Below are 21364 nucleotides of genomic sequence, written 5' to 3' on the forward strand. Positions count from 1 at the left end.
TTATGTCTCGTTTTTTTAGACGTCGTAAGTTTTGTCGCTTCACAGCGGAAGGCGCAACATCTATCGATTATAAAGATATTGCAACTTTAAAAAACTATATCACTGAAAGTGGTAAAATTGTTCCTAGCCGTATCACTGGTACTGCTGCTAAATATCAACGCCAATTAACTCGTGCGATTAAACGTGCTCGTTACTTGTCATTGTTGCCATACACTGACTTACACAAGTAAGCTAATAAGGGGTTTATTATGGAAGTAATTCTTCTAGACAAAATCGCCAAATTAGGCGGCCTTGGTGACAAGGTATCTGTTAAATCAGGTTATGCACGTAACTACTTATTACCTCAAGGTAAAGCAGTTTTTGCATCAGCAGCAAACGTTGAGCACTTTGAAGCACGTCGTGCTGAATTAGAAGCTAAGTTAGCTGGCGTTTTAGCGACAGCTGAAGCTCGTGCTGCTAAGCTTGCTGAATTAACTGAAGTTACAATCGCATCAAAAGCTGGTGACGAAGGTAAATTATTCGGTTCAATTGGTACTCGTGATATCGCTGATGCGATCACTGAAGCTGGCGTTGAAGTTGTTAAAGCTGAAGTACGTTTACCATTAGGTGCAATCCGTGAAACTGGTGAATTCGATATCGCAATTCACTTACACACTGATGTTGATACTAACATCAAAGTGGTAGTTATCGCTGAAGCATAATGCAAATGAGGCATTAGCCTTATAAAAGCATTAAATAAAACACCGTATTCGCTTAGCGATTACGGTGTTTTTTTATGTTTAGCTAATCGTGGCATAGGCCATTCATTATCATTCAGTAACCCTCGCTCTATCATGCCTCCTAGCCCTTGTAGGCCGCCAGTGTGTAATAAAACCACTCGCTCACCTGGTTTAAAATACCCTTGCTCAAGCAAATCAAGAAAGGCGAGTAACATCTTACCTGAATAAACAGGTTCAAATTGAATACCTGTTTCAGTTGAAAAATCTTGTATTCGCTGTGCATCTTGGTTAGAAAATTTAGCGTAACCGCCACGATGAAAAGTAGTGTCTATGTGCCAATTATTGTGAGCTTCAATATGAGCCGGTAAAAGTTTTTTCACTTCCCCAGTGAGATAGTCAGCACCTTTTAACACGGCAATACCTAATAATTTGTGTTCAGTATCGTTATATTCTTTATCACCAGCGATAAGCCCTGCCAATGTACCGCCACTACCAACAGGGGTTAGCAAAGTATCAAACTCTAGTTGTGACTTTAATTCCAACATCACTTTTGCAACACCTGGAATAGCAAGCTCATTGCTACCGCCTTCAGGGATAACAGAGTAATTGGGGTAGGTTTTTTGTAATTCTGCTAGGTAGTCTGCATCGTTTCGGCGACGATATGTTTTTCTATCAACAAAGTGTAATTTCATCCCCCAATTACGCGCACAAGTTAAGGTGAAATTATTGGCATATTCTTTTTCACCTCGAATAATACCAAGGCAAGGGATTTTTTGCTGATAACAAGCAAAAGCAAAAGCATGAATGTGGTTAGAGTAACTACCACCAAAAGTTAATGCCCCTTGAGTTTCTGCCTGCTGGTTAATATTCTCCAAATTAAAGGCTAATTTTCGCCACTTGTTCCCTGAAATAATAGGGTGAATACAATCATCTCGTTTTATATAAACGTGAATTTGATGCTTTACAAATATAGGATGTGTTAATAATTCAACACAAGAAAGACTATTCATGATGCCTGATACTGAAAATACTGCCAATTAAGTAGCTAAAAGGTTAAAAACAAGTAAAAAAACTTGCAGCTTAAGGCTAATAAAGGATAATGTTAAAAGTACTTCTTTTAAATGCTTTTTAAGCGTTTTTACATAACAATAATATAGCACTAATTGATGTCATTATTAACACAGATAAGTAAGTTGTTTTCAAAGCAACAGTCAAATCAAATTCTTGGTATCGCTTTGCAGCAAGAGTCATTTACCGCTTTTTTGATGCCTACCACTTCAGACTCAAAGTCAGAGGTTGAAGACTCCCAGTCATTCTTTCAAGACTCCGAGGTGCGGCTCGCCAATTTCGATAAAGCGATATCAGCTTTTAATGCTAAAACCCCCTTGGCGGGACAATGTCACATCGTACTTAATGGTCAGCAATCACAAATTGTACAAGTCGATAAGCCTAACGTACCGGCGAATGAAATTGTATCGGCATTAAAATGGCAGGTTAAGGATTTAGTCAGTATCTCTCCTGATAATATGGTAGTCGATTATTTTGATGGGCCAATACTGTCTGGTGGTAAAGAAAAAATTCATGTCGTTTGTGCACCTTTAAATGAGCTGAAAAAGTTGGTAGCTGCAGTGAATCAAACGGACGCTGAGGTTGCGAGTATTGTGACAGAAGAATTTGCCTTCGCTAATTTATTGCCTGTGCAAAGTGAAGCTTGCCTGTTAGTTTGCCAACAGCCAAATGAAGAAATTACCTTAATTATTATTAAACAAGGTCAGCTGTATTTTCATCGTCGCTTACGTGGCTTTAGTCAGATAGCTCAAAAGAGCGAAGATGAGTTAGCAATGACAATGATTGATAGCTTAGCACTAGAAATTCAACGCTCTTCTGATTATTTTGAACGACAATTAAAACAAGCACCCATTAAACAGATTAAAGTGTTATTGCCTATGGACTCAGAAAGCTTTTTTGCTCGAAAATTGGCTGAAAACACTCATATACCAGTGACTTTGTTAGAATTACCTGATGAATACCAGCAGTTTAGAGCTTATGCTGCTGCTATAGGTGCCACCATGCTAGAGACTCGAATTGCTGAACAATCGCAGGGGGCAACTCATGTCGGCCAGTAATCCGAATAAATATCATATCAATTTATTACAAGCAGAATTATTGCCTGAGAAAGTTCTGTTAACTTTACCTCGTGTCGTCATGATGTGGTCTGCAGTATTGTTTTTAATGATCGCTTGGGTAATGGCAAGTAATTATACTCAGCAAAAGCTAGCAACGACTCATAAAACCGTTCAGCAAGAAAATACGCGCAATACTACGCAACTAGAAGTACTGACGACTGAATTAAATAGTCGAAAAATCGATAGTCAATTAGCTGAGCAGCTAGAAACCATTAAGTTACTTATGCTGAATAAACAAGCATTACACGCCAAATTAACGGATCCAAACCAAACTTATGTTGCCGGCTTTGCTGCGGCAATGAAAGAGTTGTCTCAAATGCATAGTGAAGATATTCGCTTACAATCTATCCACTTAAGTAATGAGCAAATGATATTTAGTGGCTTAGCCTTATCTCCTGAAGCTGTACCTGCATGGCTTGCGGGTTTTGAGCATTCGTTATTACTCTCAGGTAAGTCATTTGAGCATTTTAAATTATCTGAAAATGAGCAAAATATTACTGAATTTACCGTGAGCTCTAAAAAAACTCAGGGGATGCTACCATGAAAAAACAGTGGCAAGAGTACAGCGAAAAATATTTGCTGTTAACTATTAGAGAGCAGTATTTAATTTTGGTTACTGGCTTAGTGGCGATATTCTTTATTATTTACCACTTGTTTATTGACCCAACAATCATGGCAAATAAGAAAGCTAGCGCGAGTATTGAAAGATTAACTAAAAGTAATCGTACTTTGAAAATCTCTGTAGCAGAGTTAGAGGCTGCGCTGAAAGCAGACCCTAATGAAGCGACCAGAGAAAAGATTTCCCAATTTGAAGCTAAACTTGCAAAAGTTGATGCTAAGTTGTTAACGCTGACTTCAGACTTAATCAACCCTGTGCAAATGCGTCACGCGCTCCTCGATTTATTAAAACTTGAAAAGGGCGTGTCATTATTATCTTTTGAGCTCATTGGTGCGCAGCCCTTGTTAGCGTTAAAAAATAAAAATAAAGAGGACGGCGTCGCAGTTCAACAACAAAGCGAAAGCGGCCAAAATCTTTATCAGCATGGCATTAAAATTAAGCTATCAGGTAGTTATTTTGAGTTACAAGATTACTTAACACAACTTGAGCAATTACCGTGGAAGTTCTTTTGGCAAGACTTTAACTTTAAGTCGACTCAATACCCCAATAGCGAACTAGAAATAATCATCTATAGCCTAAGTACTAAAAAGGAGTTTGTAGGTGTCTAAAATAACATTCACTTGGTTACTCGCCGTATTTGCTCTTGGCTTGTCTGCATCAAATAGCCATGCGGCTAAAGTCGACCCAACAGGACCTTTTGGTCACAGTGGTGCTTTATCTCAAGCATCTGTTGAGGGTAAATTAGTTTTAGAGTCTATTATTCATGGTGATGGTATACATACCGCCGTGATTAATGGAAAAATATTAAAACCCAATGATACGATTGGTGAATATAGATTAACTGCAGTCAATGATAAAAGTGTAATATTACGCAGCGATACACAGCGTCTTAAACTCTACATTTTTAAAGAAAATGTCGTTAGCGTCAATGTCGTTAAGTAATGTGGTAGCAAAATAATGAGAATAACAAAACAACCTATGAAACATTCAAAACTGAAAGTAGCTTTATCGAGTTTGCTATTAACCTTAGTTGGTTGCCAAACAACACCAACAGCGCCTACTGACATGAAAGAGGGCTTAGACCTTGCACTTGAAGATACGCGAAAAATCAATGCACCTAAGCCATTAACTCAGGTACCTAATTCTGTACAACAGGAGTTAATGCAGCAAAATATGGCGCAAGCCAAGCAGGGCATGTTGAGTGAGAAAAGGTTAGAAGTTTCTGCTACTTCTGTGGATGCCAAAGACTTTTTTAACGCGATTGTTGATGGCTCTGCCTACAGTGTTGCCATTCATCCTGAGGTTACGGGAAATATTACATTAAACTTAGCGGAAGTGACATTAACCGAAGCGTTAGACGTTATTCAAGACATCTACGGTTATGACATCCGTGTAAACGGTAATGTGATTCAAGTTTATCCAGCGGGAATACGTACCGAAACTATCGCGTTAAACTATTTGTTTTTAAAGCGCTTCGGTAGTTCAAGTACCAGTATTAATTCTGGTGGTGTTTCGGAGAATGATCCGAACAACAGCAATAACAATAATAACAACAGTAATAACAATAGTAGTAATAATAACAACAGTAATAATAATAGTAGCAATAGCAACAACCAGAACAATCAAAATAACAGTGGCATAAATCTTTACACTGAAAATGAATCCGATTTTTGGACCGAATTAAAAGAAACGTTAACCGCTTTTGTGGGTACCGAAGGTGGCCGCTCAGTTATTATTTCACCACAGGCAGGTTTAGTTACCGTTCGTGGTCTACCAGCAGAAATAACTGCGGTTAAAAACTTCATTAAAGACACTGAAACCCACTTACACCGTCAAGTGATTATCGAAGCGAAAATCATGGAAGTGACGCTAAGTGATGAGTATCAACAAGGTGTTCACTGGGATGAAGTATTAGGTAGTATAGGTGATACAGATTTTACTTTTGAAACCACAGGTAATATCGCTGGCAATGTTATTTCAAGTGAAATAGGTGGCACAACGTCATTGAGTTTTTCTGGTCCAGACTTTAGTGGTGTCATTAGTTTGCTGCAAACACAAGGTAATGTGCAGGTATTATCAAGCCCGAGAATTACCGCTACGAATAATCAGAAAGCTATTATCAAAGTCGGTGAAGATGAATACTTTGTTACCGAAGTGTCCAGTACAACCACCACAGGTACGTCAACCACCACTACGCCTGAAGTTGAATTAACGCCATTTTTCTCTGGTATTGCTTTAGATGTCACTCCACAAATAGATAAAGAGGGTGGCGTTATTTTACATGTTCACCCATCTGTCACTATTACTGAAGAACAGAATAAATTCATTCAACTTGGTACAGAAGAATTAATTTTACCACTAGCTCAAAGTCGAGTGAGAGAGTCAGATACTATTATTCGTGCTAAATCAGGTGAGATTGTTGTAATTGGTGGCTTAATCGAAACGTATACCATTGATGAAGAATCTAAAACCCCATTACTAGGTGATATTCCTTTTGTTGGTGAGTTATTTAAGAGTAAAAGCGAAACCACGCAAAAACGTGAATTAGTGATTTTGCTAAAACCGATAGTGATTGGTCAAGATACTTGGAAAACTCAGCTTGAGGATGCACGAGCTTTATTAAAGAAATGGTTCCCTGAAGAAGATGAAGATGCTGCGCAAATGCAGGAAGATTAAACAAGTAACTGAGATAGCCCTTAATATATGTACTTGTACCATTTTGGTCTAACGGAACTACCATTTACGTTAACACCAAATACAAACTTTTTCTTACCACTAGAGCCTCATAATGAGGCGCTAGCTGTACTGATGACAGCATTGAAAACGGGTGAGGGCTTTATCAAAGTTGTGGGAGAAGTGGGTACAGGTAAAACGTTATTGTGTCGTAAGTTACTCAACGAGATACCAGAACATTTTGTCACGGCTTATATTCCCAATCCTTATTTAAACCCTGATGAATTAAGACGTGCGGTTGCCATTGAGTTAGGGGTTAAGCAAGCCCAACGTATGTCTGCGCAGTTGTTAACGCAGCGTATCCAAAATCGATTACTAGAATTGCACGCCAAAGGTCACTCGGTGGTGCTAATTCTAGATGAAGCGCAGGCACTTCCTGCAGAAAGTTTAGAGGCGCTGCGCCTATTTACTAATTTAGAAACCGAGACGCGTAAACTTTTGCAAGTGGTATTGTTTGCTCAACCAGAGTTAGATGAACGCTTAGCAGAGACAGAATTTAGGCAACTTCGACAACGAATTACTTTTTCATATCGATTACGCGCTATGAATAGTTATGAAGTACAGCAATATATTCAGCACAGGTTACAAGTTGCAGGATATAAAGGGGCGGTACTATTTTCAGCCAAACTCTGTAAAAGGATCACCAAGGTTACTCAAGGGACCCCGCGTTTAGTCAATATACTTTGTCATAAAATGCTAATGTTAAGTTACGGTCAAGGGCATTATCAAATGACTAAAAAACAGTTATCAGCGGCAATTAAAGACACAGAAGGGTTAGTGGTTAATAATCGCTTTAGTTTATTTGGCAGAAGTACTTGGTATTTAACGGTAGGCTTGTTGATCATAATGTCGAGTTATTTTGTTTTAGCATACTTTTTAGGTATTAATGTTTTGGCGGTCAATTTTTCAGGTGTCAGTATATGAGTGTCATCAATCAAATGCTTAAAGACTTAGAGCAACGTACGCCTGAACAAGGAGCCACTCCTAGCGTAGTTCCGGTCAGTCATAAGCCTTCAACAATGAAAATAGTCCTAATTTCATTGTTAATATTACTTAGTTTAAATGCGTTAGGTTTTTATATTTGGGATCTACAAGCACGGGTTGCGAGTAGTGAACAAAAGGTGCAAGAGCATAAACAGCAGGCGATTGCTACGCCAGCACTAGCAGCGTCATCGCAGATGGCTGAGCCAGTCAATGTGGTCAAAACACCAGATTCAATTAACAAGCCTGAGCAAACTACAAGCGTAGAGTCTACTCCGCAAATAAAAAGTGTGGAAGCGGCTGAAAAAGTGATGACTACAGAGTTGACGACAAAGGTCTCTCCTACAGTTGCCAAAGTGCCGATGTCAAAAGTAGCGTCTGAACCAACTCAAGCAACTCAGCCGGCTCAAGTCAGAGCAAGTGAGCAAGCTAATAAAGTTGTTAATGTTCCCGAACAAACTAAGCAAGTAAATAACAATAATACTGGTAATGTTAAATCGAGTAGCATGACAGTTTCACGCCGCCAATTAACAACCGCCGAGTTAGTAACGCAAAAATTAGCTAAAGCTGAAAAAGCGGTTAATACCAATCAAATAGCCAAAGCAGAAAGCTTGTTTGAAGAAGTCTTAATTTTAGCCCCTGGCAACAAACAAGCCCGTAAAAAATTAGCGGCCTTATGGTTTGGCCGTAAATCATATCAACAAGCAATAAATTTATTGTCGCAAGGTATCGCAATCGATAACCAAGACAGTGAATTTCGAATGTTAAAAGCTCGTATTCAGTTACAACAAGGACATCATAAAGGCGCTTATCACACCTTAAAACCTTTATTTGAACTTGAGCAGCAAGATTATCAAGTAATGCTAGCTAATGTAGCTCAGCAAATAGAAGCTTACCCAAGTGCTATCACCGCCTATCAATTATTGATCAGCATGCAGCCTTATAGCGGCAAGTGGCACTTAGGCTTGGCAATTGTTTATGATAAAGACAGTCAATTTACTTTAGCGGCCAAAGCCTACTCAATGGCATTAAGTAAAAATGATTTATCAAAAGCTTCTGCTGAATTTGCAGAGCAACGTATGCAAGCGCTTGGAGAATAATTGACATGCAAAAACAAAACGAAAACATGTCCTTACCCATGACCGCTAATCACCTAGAATATTTGGAGAAAAATTAGAATGGCAGCTCCTAAGTTAAAAATGCGTTTGGGTGACTTATTAGTTCACGAGCACATTATTACCAACGAACAGTTGATGCAGGCGTTAAATAGTCAAAAATCAACAGGCCGGAAACTGGGTGATACCCTAATTGAACTTAGTTATTTATCTGAGCGCCAACTGTTAGAATTTTTGGCTCAGCAACTGGAGTTGCCTTTCTTAGATATTAGTCAGCGCCGTATTCCCACTGAAATAGCTAATTTAGTCCCTGAAGTTCATGCTAGACGCTTAAGAGCATTGTTGATTGAAGATCGAGGCGATTCAGTGTTACTTGGCATGAGCGATCCTGCTGACTTAAACGCGATTGATCAGCTCGAGCAAATGCTAGCACCTAAGCGACTTGATTTAGCAGTAGTCATGGACTCTCAGCTTTACGAAGCTTTTGATGGTTTATATCGCCGTACTGCCGATATTGAATCTTTTGCTAGCCAATTAGAAGAAGAATACGAGCAATCATCTAGCTTTGATTTGTCTACTTCTTTTGTCGATGAAACCGGTGATGCAACGGTTGGAAAATTATTACAATCGGTATTTGAAGACGCGGTACAAATGCGTGCTTCAGATATTCACATCGAACCAGATGAAAACCAACTACGAATTCGTCAACGTATTGATGGCGTATTACAAGAAAATATCTTAAAAGAAAACAAAATAGCTTCAGCCATGGTGTTACGTTTAAAGCTGATGGCAGGGTTAGATATTTCAGAAAAACGAATTCCACAAGATGGTCGCTTTAATCTACAAATTTCTGGGCACAGCATAGATGTGCGTATGTCCACTATGCCAGTTCAACATGGTGAGTCTGTAGTAATGCGATTGTTGGATCAATCGGCAGGTTTATTGTCATTTGATCAAACAGGTATGCCAGACGATCTGATCAAACGTGTTCGACATCAAATTACTCGTCCTCATGGCATGGTATTAGTTACTGGACCAACGGGTAGCGGTAAAACGACTACCTTATATGCGGCATTAAGTGAGCTTAACCAAGCTAGTAAAAAGATTATTACCGTTGAAGATCCGGTGGAGTACCGCTTAGAGCGAATTAATCAAGTTCAAGTAAACCCTAAAATTGATTTAACCTTTTCGAGTGTTTTGCGTACCGCGCTTCGTCAAGATCCCGACATCATGATGGTGGGGGAAATGCGTGATCAAGAAACGGTTGAAATCGGTTTACGAGGTGCATTAACAGGTCACTTGGTACTATCAACCTTGCATACCAACGATGCTATTACTAGTGCGCTACGATTAATTGATATGGGAGCAGCAGGTTTCTTAGTCGGTAGCTCATTACGAGCGATTATTGCTCAGCGCTTAGTACGTCGAGTTTGTGATTCTTGTGTTGAAGACTATACACCGGATGCACAAGAATTATTATGGTTAACTAACTTAGCCGGTGAGCAAGCAAATACCACCAAGTTTGTTCATGGTCGTGGCTGTCAGACATGTCAGTACACAGGTTACAAAGGGCGAATTGGTGTTTTTGAATTGTTAGAAATGAATGAGTCAATGATGGCGGCATTAAAGCGTGATGATACCGAGGCTTTTACTCAATTATCAAAAGCAAATCCAAGCTTTACACCATTAGCTAATTCAGCTTTTGACTACGCAAAACAAGGGGTAACAACAGTTGAAGAAGTGTTACGCTTGGTTGAAACAGTTGATGTGAGCTAATTTATGGCATCATTTAATTATGTTGGTCGAAATAGCAGCGGCGCTCAAATAAAAGGTGCTATGGAAGCGGTTAATACTTCTGCAGTGGCTGAGCAATTACAAAGAAAAAGTATCACGCCTATTTCTATCACTGCGGTAAAAGATAAAGGTGCAGACAACCTTGCCAGTAAAGATGTTCGTGAACTTTTTGGCTTAACGCATGTGTCGCTAGATGAATTGATTATCTTTTCAAGGCAAATGTACGCCTTAATGCGCTCAGGGGTGCCTATTCTACGTGCGATTAATGGCATGGCTGAGTCGAGTACTTCAGTTTCATTGAAAAAAGCGTTGACGGAAATCGGTAGCCAATTAGAAGGCGGTTATACCTTATCGTCAGCATTGAACCAGCATCCTAAAATATTTAACTCACTATTCGTGTCATTAATTCATGTGGGTGAAAATACGGGGCAATTAGAAGAGTCTTTTTTAAAGTTAACCACTTATTTAGAGCGTGAACAGGCGACTCGTAAACGTATTAAAACAGCATTGCGTTATCCAACCATGGTATTAATTGCTATCTTTTCAGCATTAGTGATATTGAATATTTTTGTTATTCCAACGTTTTCCAATATGTTTGCCAAATTAGGCGCTGATTTACCCATTATGACCAAGTTTTTGATAGCAAGCTCAAACTTTTTTATCAATTTTTGGCCTTACATGTTGCTTGGTATTGTTATTGCGTATTTTTCTTTTCGACGGGCACTTCAAACTGAAAAAGGCAAGTATCAATGGGATAGACGCAAAATTAAGTTACCTATTATTGGCAGCATTATAGAGCGCTCTATTTTAGCGAGGTTTTCACATAGCTTTGGCATCATTTTAAAAGCAGGCATCCCGATGACCACAGGGTTAACTTTAGTGGCTGACGCGGTTGATAATGCTTATATGAAAGAGAAGATAGTCGCGATGCGACAAGCCATTGAAAGTGGCGAAAGTTTATTACGCTCTGCTATTGCGAGTACATTATTCACACCCTTGGTTATACAAATGGTTGCCGTAGGCGAAGAAACAGGGCGAGTGGATGAACTATTAAAAGAGGTAGGTGACTATTACGAGCGTGAAGTTGACTATGATTTATCTACGTTAACCGCGCGAATAGAGCCACTTTTATTAATCGTTGTGGCGGTGATGGTTTTAGTTCTCGCTTTAGGTATATTTACCCCAATGTGGGATATGGCATCGGCCATGCAAGGCAAATAATAACTTGCTTTACTCTGAGGTATTTGCTGAGTTTGGCGAACACAGAGATAGTGTTGTTATAGCAATAAAGTTATGGGTATTTAAGTGACAAGCAACAGTGAAAAAAGAGATAAATCATTAGCTGAGTTTGTAGTTATCATCGTACTGGTTGGAGTATTGATGAGTGTTTTTATTAATTACTTTATTAAACAAGAAGCTCATTTTAGTGAGACCGGCTTTAAAACTTTTGCACAACAATTTACCGCTAAAGTGTCGGCGGTTCATGCGCAGTGGATGATGGACAAACAGCCTAATACGGTAAAATTAGCAACAGTGAATAGTAGCGAGAAGCAACTGGTTACTGTGAATAAGCATGGTTGGATAGACGTGAAAACTTCTTCTTTAGCATGTGAGAAAATCTGGCAACTAGTGATGGAAGCACCATTAAATTTCATGAAACAACCTGTCAGTGCTATAGAGGTTCGTGATTTTAGTCATGACTCAGCAGACACAACTAACTTAGTCTGTCGTTATGTATTACCTAGTGGCGCATATTTTGACTATAATCGAGTAAATGGCAGAGTTAGTGTTGTCGTTTCAAGACAAGACTGATGTAAAAGTGTGCTTTTTTGTAATTTTAGTGTTAAATAAGTGACTTAGTAAATAGATCACTGTTACAATCGTTTAAATAAGAAATTGATTTTGAGGTAATTATGAATCAAATAATGAGTAAAAGAGTTAACCTGAGAAAACAAGCAGGTTTTACCTTAATTGAATTAGTCATTGTTGTGGTTATTTTAGGCTTTTTGGCAGTAACGGCCATTCCTAAATTTCTCGATTTAACTGAACAAGCTAAACAAGCCAATATTGAAGGTATGGCAGGTGGTTTTGCTACCGGTGTTTCTTTAGCAAGAGCACAGTGGGAAGCAGAAGCACGTCCTTCGGCTGGTGGTGTAAATCGTATAGATTATGACGGCACTGAGTTGTTTTTAACAACACCTCCAACACCGAATCCAACAAATATTAGACCGGGTTATCCAACAGGGTTTGCTGCAGATAATGGTGATGGTACCGCTATGGCTGTAGCTGATTGTATTGAAGTATGGCAAGGTATTTTGGCTCAGCCTCCTACTATTACGTCAGTCATTGCTGATTTGAATAATGATAAAAGTATTAATTATTATGTCAGTATTGATTCAAATGAGTGTCAGTATTTTTTAAGAGAAACCTTAAATCAAGATGCCAATGGTGCATATGAAGCACCTGCAGATACGACAGTAGGTAATAACTTTACTTACAATAATGCTAATAGCTCTGTTGTCGTTAATATAAATAATTAATGAGTCTAAGTTTATGCTTAGGCTTAACATTCCTAAATGTTATCGTTTGGGAATATTGTTTTAAAATTTAAATATAAGAAAAAGGAAATACTATGAAGCGCTTAAATAATTTCACCAATAAACAACAAGGTTTTACTTTAATCGAACTTGTTGTCGTAATCGTTATTTTAGGTATTTTAGCCGTAACAGCTGCCCCTAAATTTATTGATTTAACATCAGATGCACGTGAATCTGTAATGGAGGGTGTTAAAGGAAGTATTGAAAGTGCGGTATCTATGGTTAACGCTAAAGCGTTAATTGATAATGAGATCGGCGCTACAGGTCAAGTTATAATAAATGGTGAGTATTATGCATTAGTAAATGGTTTTCCTGCAGCTGCCGGCGTTGGTGATGCTGATGGAACGGAAGATAATGGATATGGTATTACTGAATTGGTAGAGTTGGAGTTAGATGCCGATGGCGGTGATTTTCTAGTAACTGATGCTGCCCCAGCATTATTTCAACATGCAGGTGCACCAACAGCTGCAGAGTGCCAATTATCTTATCCGGATGCGGCTGATAATGCAACTCGTCCTTTAATTACAGAAACATTCACCGATTGCTAGTGATTGTGTGAATTTTTTTAAAAGAGGGCTAGCCCTCTTTTTTTATGCATGAAATTTACCGTTGAATTAAACTAAGGTAAGATAACTAATAATAAGTTATAAACCAGTGCTTATTGGTTAGTTAAAAATTAAATTATTGTAGTAGAGAGATAAATGAATAATAAAGGCTTTACCTTAATCGAATTGATCGTTGTTATTGTTATTCTAGGTATTTTATCCGTTACGGCAGTACCTAAATTTATTAATCTACAAGCTGATGCTCAAACCGCAACGCTTGAAGGTGTTAAAGCCGCAATGGAAGGGGCGGCTGCTTTAGTTTATGGTAAGTCGATTGTTGCTGGTAATCAAAATATTGCAGAGAGTAATGTCTCTACTCCGTCAATTATTTTAACGGATGGTACCGTGTTAGAAATTAATTACGGTTACCCAAAAGAAGTGGTTGCTGATTGGCAGGCGCTTTTAGATATAGACAATAATGACTTTTCAATTTCAATTGGCGCAGACCTTTCTCTGATAATACACCCTGCGGATACATCGCCAACGCTTGATAGCGATCCATGTATTGTTTCCTATCGACAAGCGACTTCTTCATCACGCCCTATTATTAGGGTAAACCCTTGTACGTAAAAAGCTAATAACTATTGATGAGCCTAAATTTGAAAAAATCATCTGCTAAAAATCAAGGTTTCACCATGATTGAACTAATCGTGGTCATCATTATGTTAGCGATTATGGCAATCTCTGTAGTGCCAAAATTTTTCAACTCTAGTGGCTTTCAAGAATACACTTATGAAGATGATGTCATTACTACGCTACGCGCCATTCAAGTTAGGGCTATGCAGCAAACCAATGGCGGTGGTTGTCATTTGGTGCTAATTACCGAAGACGGTATTGGCATTCCCGAAGACTGCCCTAATATTACTGGCGGCTGGTTTAGTGACACAACTTCTGTGGTTATCGAGTCAGGCCATGATGTCCGTTTCGATCTTTCTTCTGGCATAGTATCATTTACTTTTGATGGTATGGGGCGACCAAGTTGCGGTGGCTGCTCAATTACTATTGTTGGGGATAGTACACTGACGGTCACCATTGAGTCTGAGGGATATATTCATGGTAGCTAACTCTATTAACATAAAAGTAAAATCACGCGGCTTTACCTTGATTGAGCTTATTATCGGTATTGTGGTTTTAGCTATTTCCTTTTCCTTACTCACCACCTTGATTTTACCTTTAACTGAAAAGAGCGCCGAACAACTTCATCAAGTAAGAGCCGCAGAGCTAGGTCAGTCTATGATGAATGAAATTCTTGCCAGAGCATTTGATCAGCAATCGGACATGGCGGGCGGTTTAGTACGTTGTGGTGAGCCAAATGATGGTAGCAATGACTGTTCTACTACGCTTGGCGCAGACACAAGGGAAACAAAGCGCGCTTTATATAATGATGTTGATGACTATATTGATTTTGACTTTATTAATGAAACTAATGCTTTAGGCGAAAGCTTTACAGATCTCTATCCTGGATTTAATGTTTCGATATCGGTTTGCTACAGTAATTATACTGCAACTTGTAGCTCTGGTATTGAATTAGTAAAACGGGTCACTATTACCGTAACAACGCCACAAAACTTTGATTATGTCTTTGCTTCCTATAAGGCAAATTTCTAATGATTAGCAACAAAACACCTATATTAGGCAGCAGTAATCTTAATAAGAGTCGTGGTTTTTCTTTAATTGAAATCATCGTGGTTATCGTTATTTTAGGGGTGCTGGCTGTTGGGGTAAGTACCTTTATAAACTTTGGTACTCAAGTTTATACCGATGCAGCAGATCGAGAAGAAGTTGTGTCGTCAGCACGCTTTGCCATTGAACGGTTAAATAGAGAATTAAGAGCTGCGGTTCCTAATAGTATAAGGCTCACTGCTAATACCTTAAATGGTGCAACAGCAGAGCGATGCATTGAATTTACGCCAATTATTTTAAGCGCTATTTATACCGATGTTGCGGTACCTCCAGAGATAGCAACAGAAGATATCAAGGTGATAGCTTTTAATAAGGATTTATTTAATAACGGTTTTAGCCCTGATTTGAAGGTTGGCGTCTATGTTCTCAATAATGAAGATTTTTATAGTGGGACAAGCAATAAAATTTTTACTTTAAAAGATAATGCTATTATTGAAGTAGGTAATGAATGGACAATAAAGCTAGATTCAGCACAAACCTTTACTGAAGATTCTCCCACTAATCGTTTATACTTTTTCAATCATTCGGTAAGTTATTGTGTTCAAAATGAAGCGTTAAGACGCCATGAGAATTACAGCCGAGCTGCAGATGGTACACCAAGTTCAGCAGGGGTATTAATGGCTGAAGATATCACTATTCATGAAGGACTTACGGTTATTCCGCCGTTTTGGTTAACGGAAGCGACTCAGTTAAGAAATTCCATGGTATTGGTTAAGCTTGCTTTTAGCGTTAACAACGAACACATTGTTTTTAATAATGAAGTGCAGGTATCAAATGTTCCGTAATGCAATTATTAACGTCAATCAAAAACAGTCAGGCAGTGCCTTGGTTACTGCGATATTCGTCTTGGTTATTATGACTTTGTTAGGCACTGCATTGGTTCGTATGCAACACTCAAGTAGTGAAACAGTGGTATATGAGGTGATAGGCACTCGAGCTTATGCAGCGGCACAAACAGGTATTCAATGGCAGTTATCTGAATTATTTCCACTAAATACCGTCGGTATAACTGCCTGTAATAGTGGTAGTGTAGAACCGGATATTGGTAATACACAAGGATTAGAAGGTTGCTGGTTTGAGGTTTTATGTAATGAAGATATTTCGCATGATGATATTCAATATTACACCGTTACCAGTGTAGGTATTTGTGAGGTGGCAGATGTTGTTACAAGTCGGACGATTGAGGTAGAGGCGAGGAGTTTATAAGGTGTATAGTCAAATTAAAACTCAATTAAATACCGGTAATAATTTTGATGTTTGTCTTACCTTCCATCATACACCTTGCAATCTCTTGGAAAAAGGTAGTCAGAATGAAGTGTAATTCAATAGTATTTGTAGTCTTTGTTAGTTTACTTCAGTTTTGCAATCTAGCTAATGCTGATATAAACATTGATATTTACGATACTGATACTAATGTTCTTTCACTAGCGAATGCTGACGCTACCATTGCATTGACTCATGGCAATGTAACTACAACCAGTTATATTGGCGATACGGTTAATTTATGGGATGGAAGAGGCAGCCAAGGTCATTTTAGCCCTTCTGCTGACTTTTCAGGTGCAACCGATACTTTTGTTGTGCATGCAACGGCAACTATTGTCATAGAAACATCTGGTTGGTATACCTTTGGTACGAGTAGCGATGACGGTGCTCGTTTAATCATTGATGGCACTACTGTAATTAATGATGATTCTCGCCATAGTGTTAGAGATTTTTTTGGTCAAATCGAACTTTCCATAGGTGAATATTCATTAGATTTAGTGTTTTTTGAGCATACGGGGGGCGCATCAATAGAGTTGTTTGCTTCACAAGGGCAACATGCAAACTTTGCTTCTGGAGACTTTCAATTAGTGGGAGATGTCGCTAATGGTGGAATTGAAGCTAAAACTTCTGCACCTGCAACAGTTCCAAGCTGTGATATGATTTTTCCAGATGCAGTGCAAAACAATAGTAATAGCGGAGATATTACCTTTGAGCAAGGTGCTCAAGTATTTAATAGTCCTGATAATATACTAGAATCAAACAATGAGATTAATGATAGTGTTAACGTACTTTTGACGTGTGATACCGTTAATTGTACCCATTCTGGAAGCTCGGCAGAGTCGATAAACTGGAATGATTTTCCTAATAATAGTAATAACGTTAATGTGGGCTTTGAAAAAGTACAGCTGATTAGTCCAGGAAATTATAACAATATAACTTTAGATACTCGGGCTGAATTACAATTAGAGCCGGGAGATTATAAAGTATCTGGCTCATTATTGACTAATTTTCAAAGTAAAATAACAATACAAGGAAGTGGTGTTGTTCGACTATTTGTTAAGAGTACAGTCTATTTAGAAAATGAAAATGAAATAAACATTGCTGGAAATGCTGAAAGTATACTTTTATACAGCAATGAAGATATTACTATCGACTTCAGAGCTAAAGTTAATGGTTTTTTATATAGTAAGAAAGATATTTTAATTGACAATGAAGTTGAAATAACAGGAGCAATTAACGGTAAAAATGTACAACTTAATTATCAATCAAAAATAACATATAGCTCAATTGAACCAAATTTTGGTGATTTTTGTGAATCAATTTCCCCTAATTCAGATATGCTCGGCTTGTATCAATTTGAACAAACCGATTTCTCTACTCAAATTAACGACTCAAGCGGCCTTAATAATCACGGAACTAATTTTGGCGGTGCTTCAATTGCCGAAGGCAAATATTGTCGAGGTTTTGATTCAAATGGCACTAACCAAGGCACAGAAACAGACAATGCCTTCTCTTCAAACATTGATTTAGAAAATGATGTCGGTGTCCAAGGTAGTATTAGTTTTTGGTTCAATAGCAATACTGACTGGGATGAAGGTGGTTATAATAGCCGAGGGGAAAGAACTCTTTTTGACGCAACTTTAGGCCCTGATACTGCGGGCAGTAAATATTTTGCTTTAGAAATCTTAAGTAATGGTCGGTTGCGTTTTGCCTTTGAAGATTCTAATGATAGAGATTTTAAATTAAATGAACCCAATGGCACAGTTCGAGATGCCGATACTTGGTATTATTTAACCACCACTTGGGATTTTACCAACGACTCTTTTCAGCTTTATTTAGATGGAAATTTGTTGGTTGAACAAACTTTCAATACTAGTGGTCAATTAAGTGATGTTGGCGATATCATATTTGCCGATAACTCAAGCGTATATGCACGAAATAATAATGGCTCGCTGCCTTCAAGAACCTCAGCTAATGGTCGTTTTGATGAAGTTCGCATTTATGAGAAAGTCATCAGCCAAGCGGAAGTTCAAGCGGATATGAACGATGAGCCTTCATGTGAAGCTGATGTTATCGCCGAATGGCGTATGGATGAGCTCTCTTGGTCGGGTATCGCCGGTGAAGTTATTGATCAAACAGGTAACTTTAATGCTCAAGCCTTCAATGGCGCTAACACACAACGGTCTTCTCCTGCTGTCGAGGGTAACCCTGGAACCTGTGGTTATGGGGAGTTTGATGGTGTTAACGATTATGTAGAAATAGCAGATAATCCAGCGTTTGATCTTACCGATGAATTAACCATAACTACATGGATAAGAGCCGACGTTATCCATAACTCGGGCTTGAAAACTATTTTGTCTAAAGATGAAAATTATGAATTTCATCTGGATTCATCAGGTGAAATTTTTTGGTGGTGGGGCTCAGGTTCTTTTGCTACAACAGGAGCAAATATAGTTGCGAATAATTGGTATCATGTTGCTATTACTTATAAAAGCGGAGAGCAGTTTATATATGTAAATGGAGATGTAAAAGGTAGCAGGAATTACAGTGGTACTTTACCGTTAAATAATGATCCTCTTCAAATAGGACAAGATCAAGGCTTTGGAGGACGATTTTTTGACGGTAATATAGATGAAGTTAGAGTTTATGATAAAGCAATATCAAGTAGCGAAGTCAATATTATCTATAATGACACTCATCCTTGTGCATCATATATCGATCACTTTGAAATAGATGTTATTGATGGTCAAGGACTTACCTGTGATGCTGATAATATCACCATCAGGGCCTGTGCCGATGCTTCTTGTACCATGCTTAACACAGATGCGACTGATGTGCAGCTTTCCGTCAATGGTATTTTTAATAAAACCGTGACTGTTATTGGCAGTACAGATACTAGCTATAATTACCCCACTGCAGGTGTCGCCACATTAAGTTTAGATCAAACTTTTGAGTGTGTTAACGGCAGCCCCGGTGATTGTGATGTTACTTTTGCAGATACTGGTTTTAGGTTTTATGCCGATACTGAAGGCACGGCTATTCCAACACAACTATCTGGAAAATCATCAAATATAGACTACAACGCATCAAGGCTATTTGTTCAGGCGATTGAAACCAACCCTGTTTCAGGAGCTTGCCAAGCAGCACTTATTAATACTACGGTTATTGAAATGGCGGCAACGTGTGAAGACCCTGTGGCTTGTGCTGGTCAGCAAGTGTTGATAAATAATCTTACTACTCCAGTGGCTATTGATACTTTAGATAAAGCCGCGACATTAACCTATAGCTCAGTAAATTTAGACTTTAGTGATGATAGTGTTAATACCGCCGAATTCGTTTTTTCCTATCCAGATGCAGGCAGTGTTCAACTTCATGCCAGATATAACATTCCTGATGAAGATGGCAATCCAACGGGAAATTATATGACAGGCACCTCTAATGCCTTTGTCGTTAAACCGCTTGGCTTTTATGTAAATGTTGAAAATAATCCACAAGCAATTAGCGACTTGGGGGATGTTTTTATTGCTGCTGGAGAGGACTTTACCACCCATTTGACGGCTGTGCAGTGGCAAGATGGTGATGATGAAGATAATGATGGTGTGCCAGATGATGGCGCGAACTTATCAGATAATTTGCCTACGTTAAATTTTGGTAAAGAAGACACCCCTGAAACTGCCGTGATTAACCACAGCCTTCATTTACCAAACCCTGCAGTGTTAGGTAATTTGACCAATAGCAGCTTTAGTGACTTTGTCTTAGGTGTTGCCACTAATAGCGCAGCTAACGATAACGCCATGACTTATGATGAAGTCGGGATAATAAACTTTGCCGCAACCTTAACTGATAACAGCTATTTAGGTGTTGATAATGTCTCCGGCACTGAACCTTTTGTCGGCCGCTTTATTCCTCATCATTTTGAGTTATCGATAGCCGGCTCAGGTGATGGCAGTCTTGCTTCAGTGTGTGCTGATGTTAATCTTGATATGGATTTTGCCTACATAGGCCAAGGAACGGTTGCCGATGAAAATGTCGGTGTTTTGCAATACCTTGCGTTGCCAACAGTCACTATTACCCCGCAAGCTAAGTCTGGTGATCACACTGAAAATTATACCGGTGATTTTAATAAGTTATTATTAACAGGTATTAGCCGTTTTCAAGTGGACGATGGTATGGGGGGCTTAATCGATGCGCCTCTTGAAGATGGAACACAAAACGGGCGTGATGATACTAATAAAGTGAAATTGACGGCAAATTACTTTGATGGTGAATTGACGGAAACAGGTGCTGTGATCACTTATGAATATAGTGATGAAGATAACTTTATTTATACTCATGAGCCCAATTCTGAAATACCTTTATTCATCGCAGATATCAACTTAAGGCTTGCCATGGTTGAAGATGAAGATGAAGTTAGAGCCAATGATACGGATGGCGATCCTGATGGTGTGGGGCCAATACTAGAAGATGCAACCGTGATTACGCTAGAGCCAGCGGGTAAAGAAATTCGCTTTGGTCGAGCACGTTTACAAAACAGTTTTGGACCAGAGACTGCCGATCTTCCGCAGCCATTTTCAGTCGAATATATGAATGTTGACGGAATATTTGTTGTTAATGAACTTGATACTTGTACTGCGTTTGATGCTGCTAAAATTGAGTTAACTGATGGCACACTCGATAAGGATGATACCGGCGTAAATACTGCTACAGGACAACTTGATGATGAGCTACCTGTCGGTGAATCAAACGCCATGGTTTTAACCGCTCCCGGTGCAGGCCTGCAAGGGAATGTAAATGTCGAATATGAAATCTATGATTGGTTAAAATACGATTGGACTTGGGATGGAGTTTCTATCAAATCATTTGATGAAAACCCAACGGCTGTCGCAACCTTTGGCTTATTTCGCGGCAATGACAGAATTATTTACCAACGAGAAGTACATTAGAGGCAGAAACTTATTCGCGCATATGTGCTAAACGGGTAGGTTATTCTTTAATTTAGTATTTTCAAGTAGCCTGAATATTAATACTCAGGTATGATTGGTCGATCAATAATAAGCAATATATTCAAG

21 protein-coding genes are annotated in these 21364 nt (G+C 38.7%); 20 read left to right on the forward strand and 1 reads right to left on the reverse strand.

Annotated elements, in window-relative coordinates; translation table 11 throughout:
• The first annotated feature begins 2 nt into the window (after positions 1-2).
• Together rpsR and rplI are read left to right on the forward strand one after the other, a co-directional pair.
• Positions 3-230, forward strand: a complete 228-nt coding sequence (gene rpsR, locus AC27IF_RS02405) for a 30S ribosomal protein S18 (RefSeq protein WP_011041278.1) — start codon at positions 3-5, stop codon at positions 228-230.
• Positions 231-248: 18 nt separating this feature from the next.
• Positions 249-701 carry a 50S ribosomal protein L9 gene (gene rplI / locus AC27IF_RS02410; RefSeq protein WP_487051818.1) on the forward strand — a complete coding sequence of 151 codons (453 nt, stop codon included), beginning with the start codon at positions 249-251 and terminating at the stop codon, positions 699-701.
• Between the two features lie 59 nt (positions 702-760).
• On the opposite strand, the gene AC27IF_RS02415 is transcribed toward rplI, so the two are convergent.
• Entirely contained in the window at positions 761-1729 is a 969-nt protein-coding gene (locus AC27IF_RS02415; RefSeq protein WP_487051820.1) for a 1-aminocyclopropane-1-carboxylate deaminase/D-cysteine desulfhydrase, read from the reverse strand.
• 156 nt (positions 1730-1885) lie between these two features.
• Here AC27IF_RS02415 and AC27IF_RS02420 point away from each other — a divergent pair, with 156 nt between their 5' ends.
• The 18 genes from AC27IF_RS02420 (at position 1886) to AC27IF_RS02505 (ending at position 21238) form a co-directional block, all read left to right on the forward strand.
• Positions 1886-2845, forward strand: coding sequence for a hypothetical protein (locus tag AC27IF_RS02420; RefSeq protein ID WP_487051822.1), 960 nt, complete (start codon positions 1886-1888; stop codon positions 2843-2845).
• Positions 2832-3449 (forward strand): PilN domain-containing protein, encoded by a 618-nt coding sequence (locus AC27IF_RS02425; protein WP_487051824.1) that lies wholly within the window; start codon positions 2832-2834, stop codon positions 3447-3449. Before AC27IF_RS02420 ends, AC27IF_RS02425 begins: the two co-directional genes overlap by 14 nt.
• Positions 3446-4132 carry a hypothetical protein gene (locus AC27IF_RS02430; protein ID WP_487051826.1) on the forward strand — a complete coding sequence of 229 codons (687 nt, stop codon included), beginning with the start codon at positions 3446-3448 and terminating at the stop codon, positions 4130-4132. Before AC27IF_RS02425 ends, AC27IF_RS02430 begins: the two co-directional genes overlap by 4 nt.
• Positions 4125-4466: a hypothetical protein gene (locus tag AC27IF_RS02435; RefSeq protein WP_487051828.1), complete on the forward strand. Its 342-nt coding sequence runs from the start codon at positions 4125-4127 to the stop codon at positions 4464-4466. The genes AC27IF_RS02430 and AC27IF_RS02435 overlap by 8 nt, the downstream gene beginning before the upstream one ends.
• A 15-nt stretch (positions 4467-4481) precedes the next feature.
• The gene (gene mshL / locus AC27IF_RS02440; protein WP_487051830.1) at positions 4482-6200 is read left to right on the forward strand and encodes a pilus (MSHA type) biogenesis protein MshL; all 1719 of its coding nucleotides are present in this window, start codon (positions 4482-4484) and stop codon (positions 6198-6200) included.
• Between the two features lie 27 nt (positions 6201-6227).
• Entirely contained in the window at positions 6228-7181 is a 954-nt protein-coding gene (locus AC27IF_RS02445) for an ExeA family protein (RefSeq protein ID WP_487051832.1), read from the forward strand.
• Positions 7178-8338 (forward strand): tetratricopeptide repeat protein, encoded by a 1161-nt coding sequence (locus AC27IF_RS02450; protein ID WP_487051834.1) that lies wholly within the window; start codon positions 7178-7180, stop codon positions 8336-8338. The genes AC27IF_RS02445 and AC27IF_RS02450 overlap by 4 nt, the downstream gene beginning before the upstream one ends.
• Positions 8339-8416: 78 nt before the next feature.
• A complete protein-coding gene (locus tag AC27IF_RS02455) occupies positions 8417-10129 on the forward strand; it encodes a GspE/PulE family protein (protein WP_487051836.1) in 1713 nt (570 codons plus the stop codon).
• 3 nt (positions 10130-10132) lie between these two features.
• On the forward strand, positions 10133-11368 hold the full coding sequence (locus AC27IF_RS02460) for a type II secretion system F family protein (RefSeq protein WP_487051838.1): 1236 nt from the start codon (positions 10133-10135) through the stop codon (positions 11366-11368).
• Between the two features lie 84 nt (positions 11369-11452).
• Positions 11453-11959 (forward strand): hypothetical protein, encoded by a 507-nt coding sequence (locus tag AC27IF_RS02465; protein ID WP_487051840.1) that lies wholly within the window; start codon positions 11453-11455, stop codon positions 11957-11959.
• A gap of 113 nt (positions 11960-12072) precedes the next feature.
• Positions 12073-12687 carry a type II secretion system protein gene (locus tag AC27IF_RS02470; protein WP_487051842.1) on the forward strand — a complete coding sequence of 205 codons (615 nt, stop codon included), beginning with the start codon at positions 12073-12075 and terminating at the stop codon, positions 12685-12687.
• A 92-nt stretch (positions 12688-12779) separates the two neighbouring features.
• Positions 12780-13292 carry a type II secretion system protein gene (locus AC27IF_RS02475; protein ID WP_487051844.1) on the forward strand — a complete coding sequence of 171 codons (513 nt, stop codon included), beginning with the start codon at positions 12780-12782 and terminating at the stop codon, positions 13290-13292.
• Between the two features lie 153 nt (positions 13293-13445).
• Complete coding sequence (locus AC27IF_RS02480; protein WP_487051846.1) at positions 13446-13919, forward strand: type II secretion system protein; 474 nt, start codon at positions 13446-13448, stop codon at positions 13917-13919.
• A 29-nt stretch (positions 13920-13948) separates the two neighbouring features.
• Positions 13949-14413, forward strand: a complete 465-nt coding sequence (locus AC27IF_RS02485) for a pilus assembly FimT family protein (protein WP_487051848.1) — start codon at positions 13949-13951, stop codon at positions 14411-14413.
• Positions 14403-14957: a type IV pilus modification PilV family protein gene (locus AC27IF_RS02490; protein ID WP_487051850.1), complete on the forward strand. Its 555-nt coding sequence runs from the start codon at positions 14403-14405 to the stop codon at positions 14955-14957. The genes AC27IF_RS02485 and AC27IF_RS02490 overlap by 11 nt, the downstream gene beginning before the upstream one ends.
• On the forward strand, positions 14957-15817 hold the full coding sequence (locus AC27IF_RS02495; RefSeq protein ID WP_487051852.1) for a prepilin-type N-terminal cleavage/methylation domain-containing protein: 861 nt from the start codon (positions 14957-14959) through the stop codon (positions 15815-15817). The genes AC27IF_RS02490 and AC27IF_RS02495 overlap by 1 nt, the downstream gene beginning before the upstream one ends.
• Positions 15807-16238 carry a PilX N-terminal domain-containing pilus assembly protein gene (locus AC27IF_RS02500; RefSeq protein ID WP_487051854.1) on the forward strand — a complete coding sequence of 144 codons (432 nt, stop codon included), beginning with the start codon at positions 15807-15809 and terminating at the stop codon, positions 16236-16238. Before AC27IF_RS02495 ends, AC27IF_RS02500 begins: the two co-directional genes overlap by 11 nt.
• 104 nt (positions 16239-16342) lie before the next feature.
• A complete protein-coding gene (locus AC27IF_RS02505; RefSeq protein WP_487051856.1) occupies positions 16343-21238 on the forward strand; it encodes a DUF6701 domain-containing protein in 4896 nt (1631 codons plus the stop codon).
• Positions 21239-21364: the final 126 nt, after the last annotated feature.

This window comes from Colwellia sp. KS18-150 (genome assembly GCF_057551365.1).

Coding starts and splice junctions, on each gene's coding strand:
- rpsR (WP_011041278.1), top strand. CDS start 3: ATGTCTCGTTTTTTTAGACGTCGTAAGTTTTGTCGCTTCACAGCGGAA.
- AC27IF_RS02470 (WP_487051842.1), top strand. CDS start 12,073: ATGAGTAAAAGAGTTAACCTGAGAAAACAAGCAGGTTTTACCTTAATT.
- AC27IF_RS02500 (WP_487051854.1), top strand. CDS start 15,807: ATGTTCCGTAATGCAATTATTAACGTCAATCAAAAACAGTCAGGCAGT.
- rplI (WP_487051818.1), top strand. CDS start 249: ATGGAAGTAATTCTTCTAGACAAAATCGCCAAATTAGGCGGCCTTGGT.
- AC27IF_RS02455 (WP_487051836.1), top strand. CDS start 8,417: ATGGCAGCTCCTAAGTTAAAAATGCGTTTGGGTGACTTATTAGTTCAC.
- AC27IF_RS02420 (WP_487051822.1), top strand. CDS start 1,886: ATGTCATTATTAACACAGATAAGTAAGTTGTTTTCAAAGCAACAGTCA.
- AC27IF_RS02445 (WP_487051832.1), top strand. CDS start 6,228: ATGTACTTGTACCATTTTGGTCTAACGGAACTACCATTTACGTTAACA.
- AC27IF_RS02505 (WP_487051856.1), top strand. CDS start 16,343: ATGAAGTGTAATTCAATAGTATTTGTAGTCTTTGTTAGTTTACTTCAG.
- AC27IF_RS02450 (WP_487051834.1), top strand. CDS start 7,178: ATGAGTGTCATCAATCAAATGCTTAAAGACTTAGAGCAACGTACGCCT.
- mshL (WP_487051830.1), top strand. CDS start 4,482: ATGAGAATAACAAAACAACCTATGAAACATTCAAAACTGAAAGTAGCT.
- AC27IF_RS02460 (WP_487051838.1), top strand. CDS start 10,133: ATGGCATCATTTAATTATGTTGGTCGAAATAGCAGCGGCGCTCAAATA.
- AC27IF_RS02495 (WP_487051852.1), top strand. CDS start 14,957: ATGATTAGCAACAAAACACCTATATTAGGCAGCAGTAATCTTAATAAG.
- AC27IF_RS02415 (WP_487051820.1), bottom strand. CDS start 1,729: ATGAATAGTCTTTCTTGTGTTGAATTATTAACACATCCTATATTTGTA.
- AC27IF_RS02430 (WP_487051826.1), top strand. CDS start 3,446: ATGAAAAAACAGTGGCAAGAGTACAGCGAAAAATATTTGCTGTTAACT.
- AC27IF_RS02425 (WP_487051824.1), top strand. CDS start 2,832: ATGTCGGCCAGTAATCCGAATAAATATCATATCAATTTATTACAAGCA.
- AC27IF_RS02480 (WP_487051846.1), top strand. CDS start 13,446: ATGAATAATAAAGGCTTTACCTTAATCGAATTGATCGTTGTTATTGTT.
- AC27IF_RS02490 (WP_487051850.1), top strand. CDS start 14,403: ATGGTAGCTAACTCTATTAACATAAAAGTAAAATCACGCGGCTTTACC.
- AC27IF_RS02475 (WP_487051844.1), top strand. CDS start 12,780: ATGAAGCGCTTAAATAATTTCACCAATAAACAACAAGGTTTTACTTTA.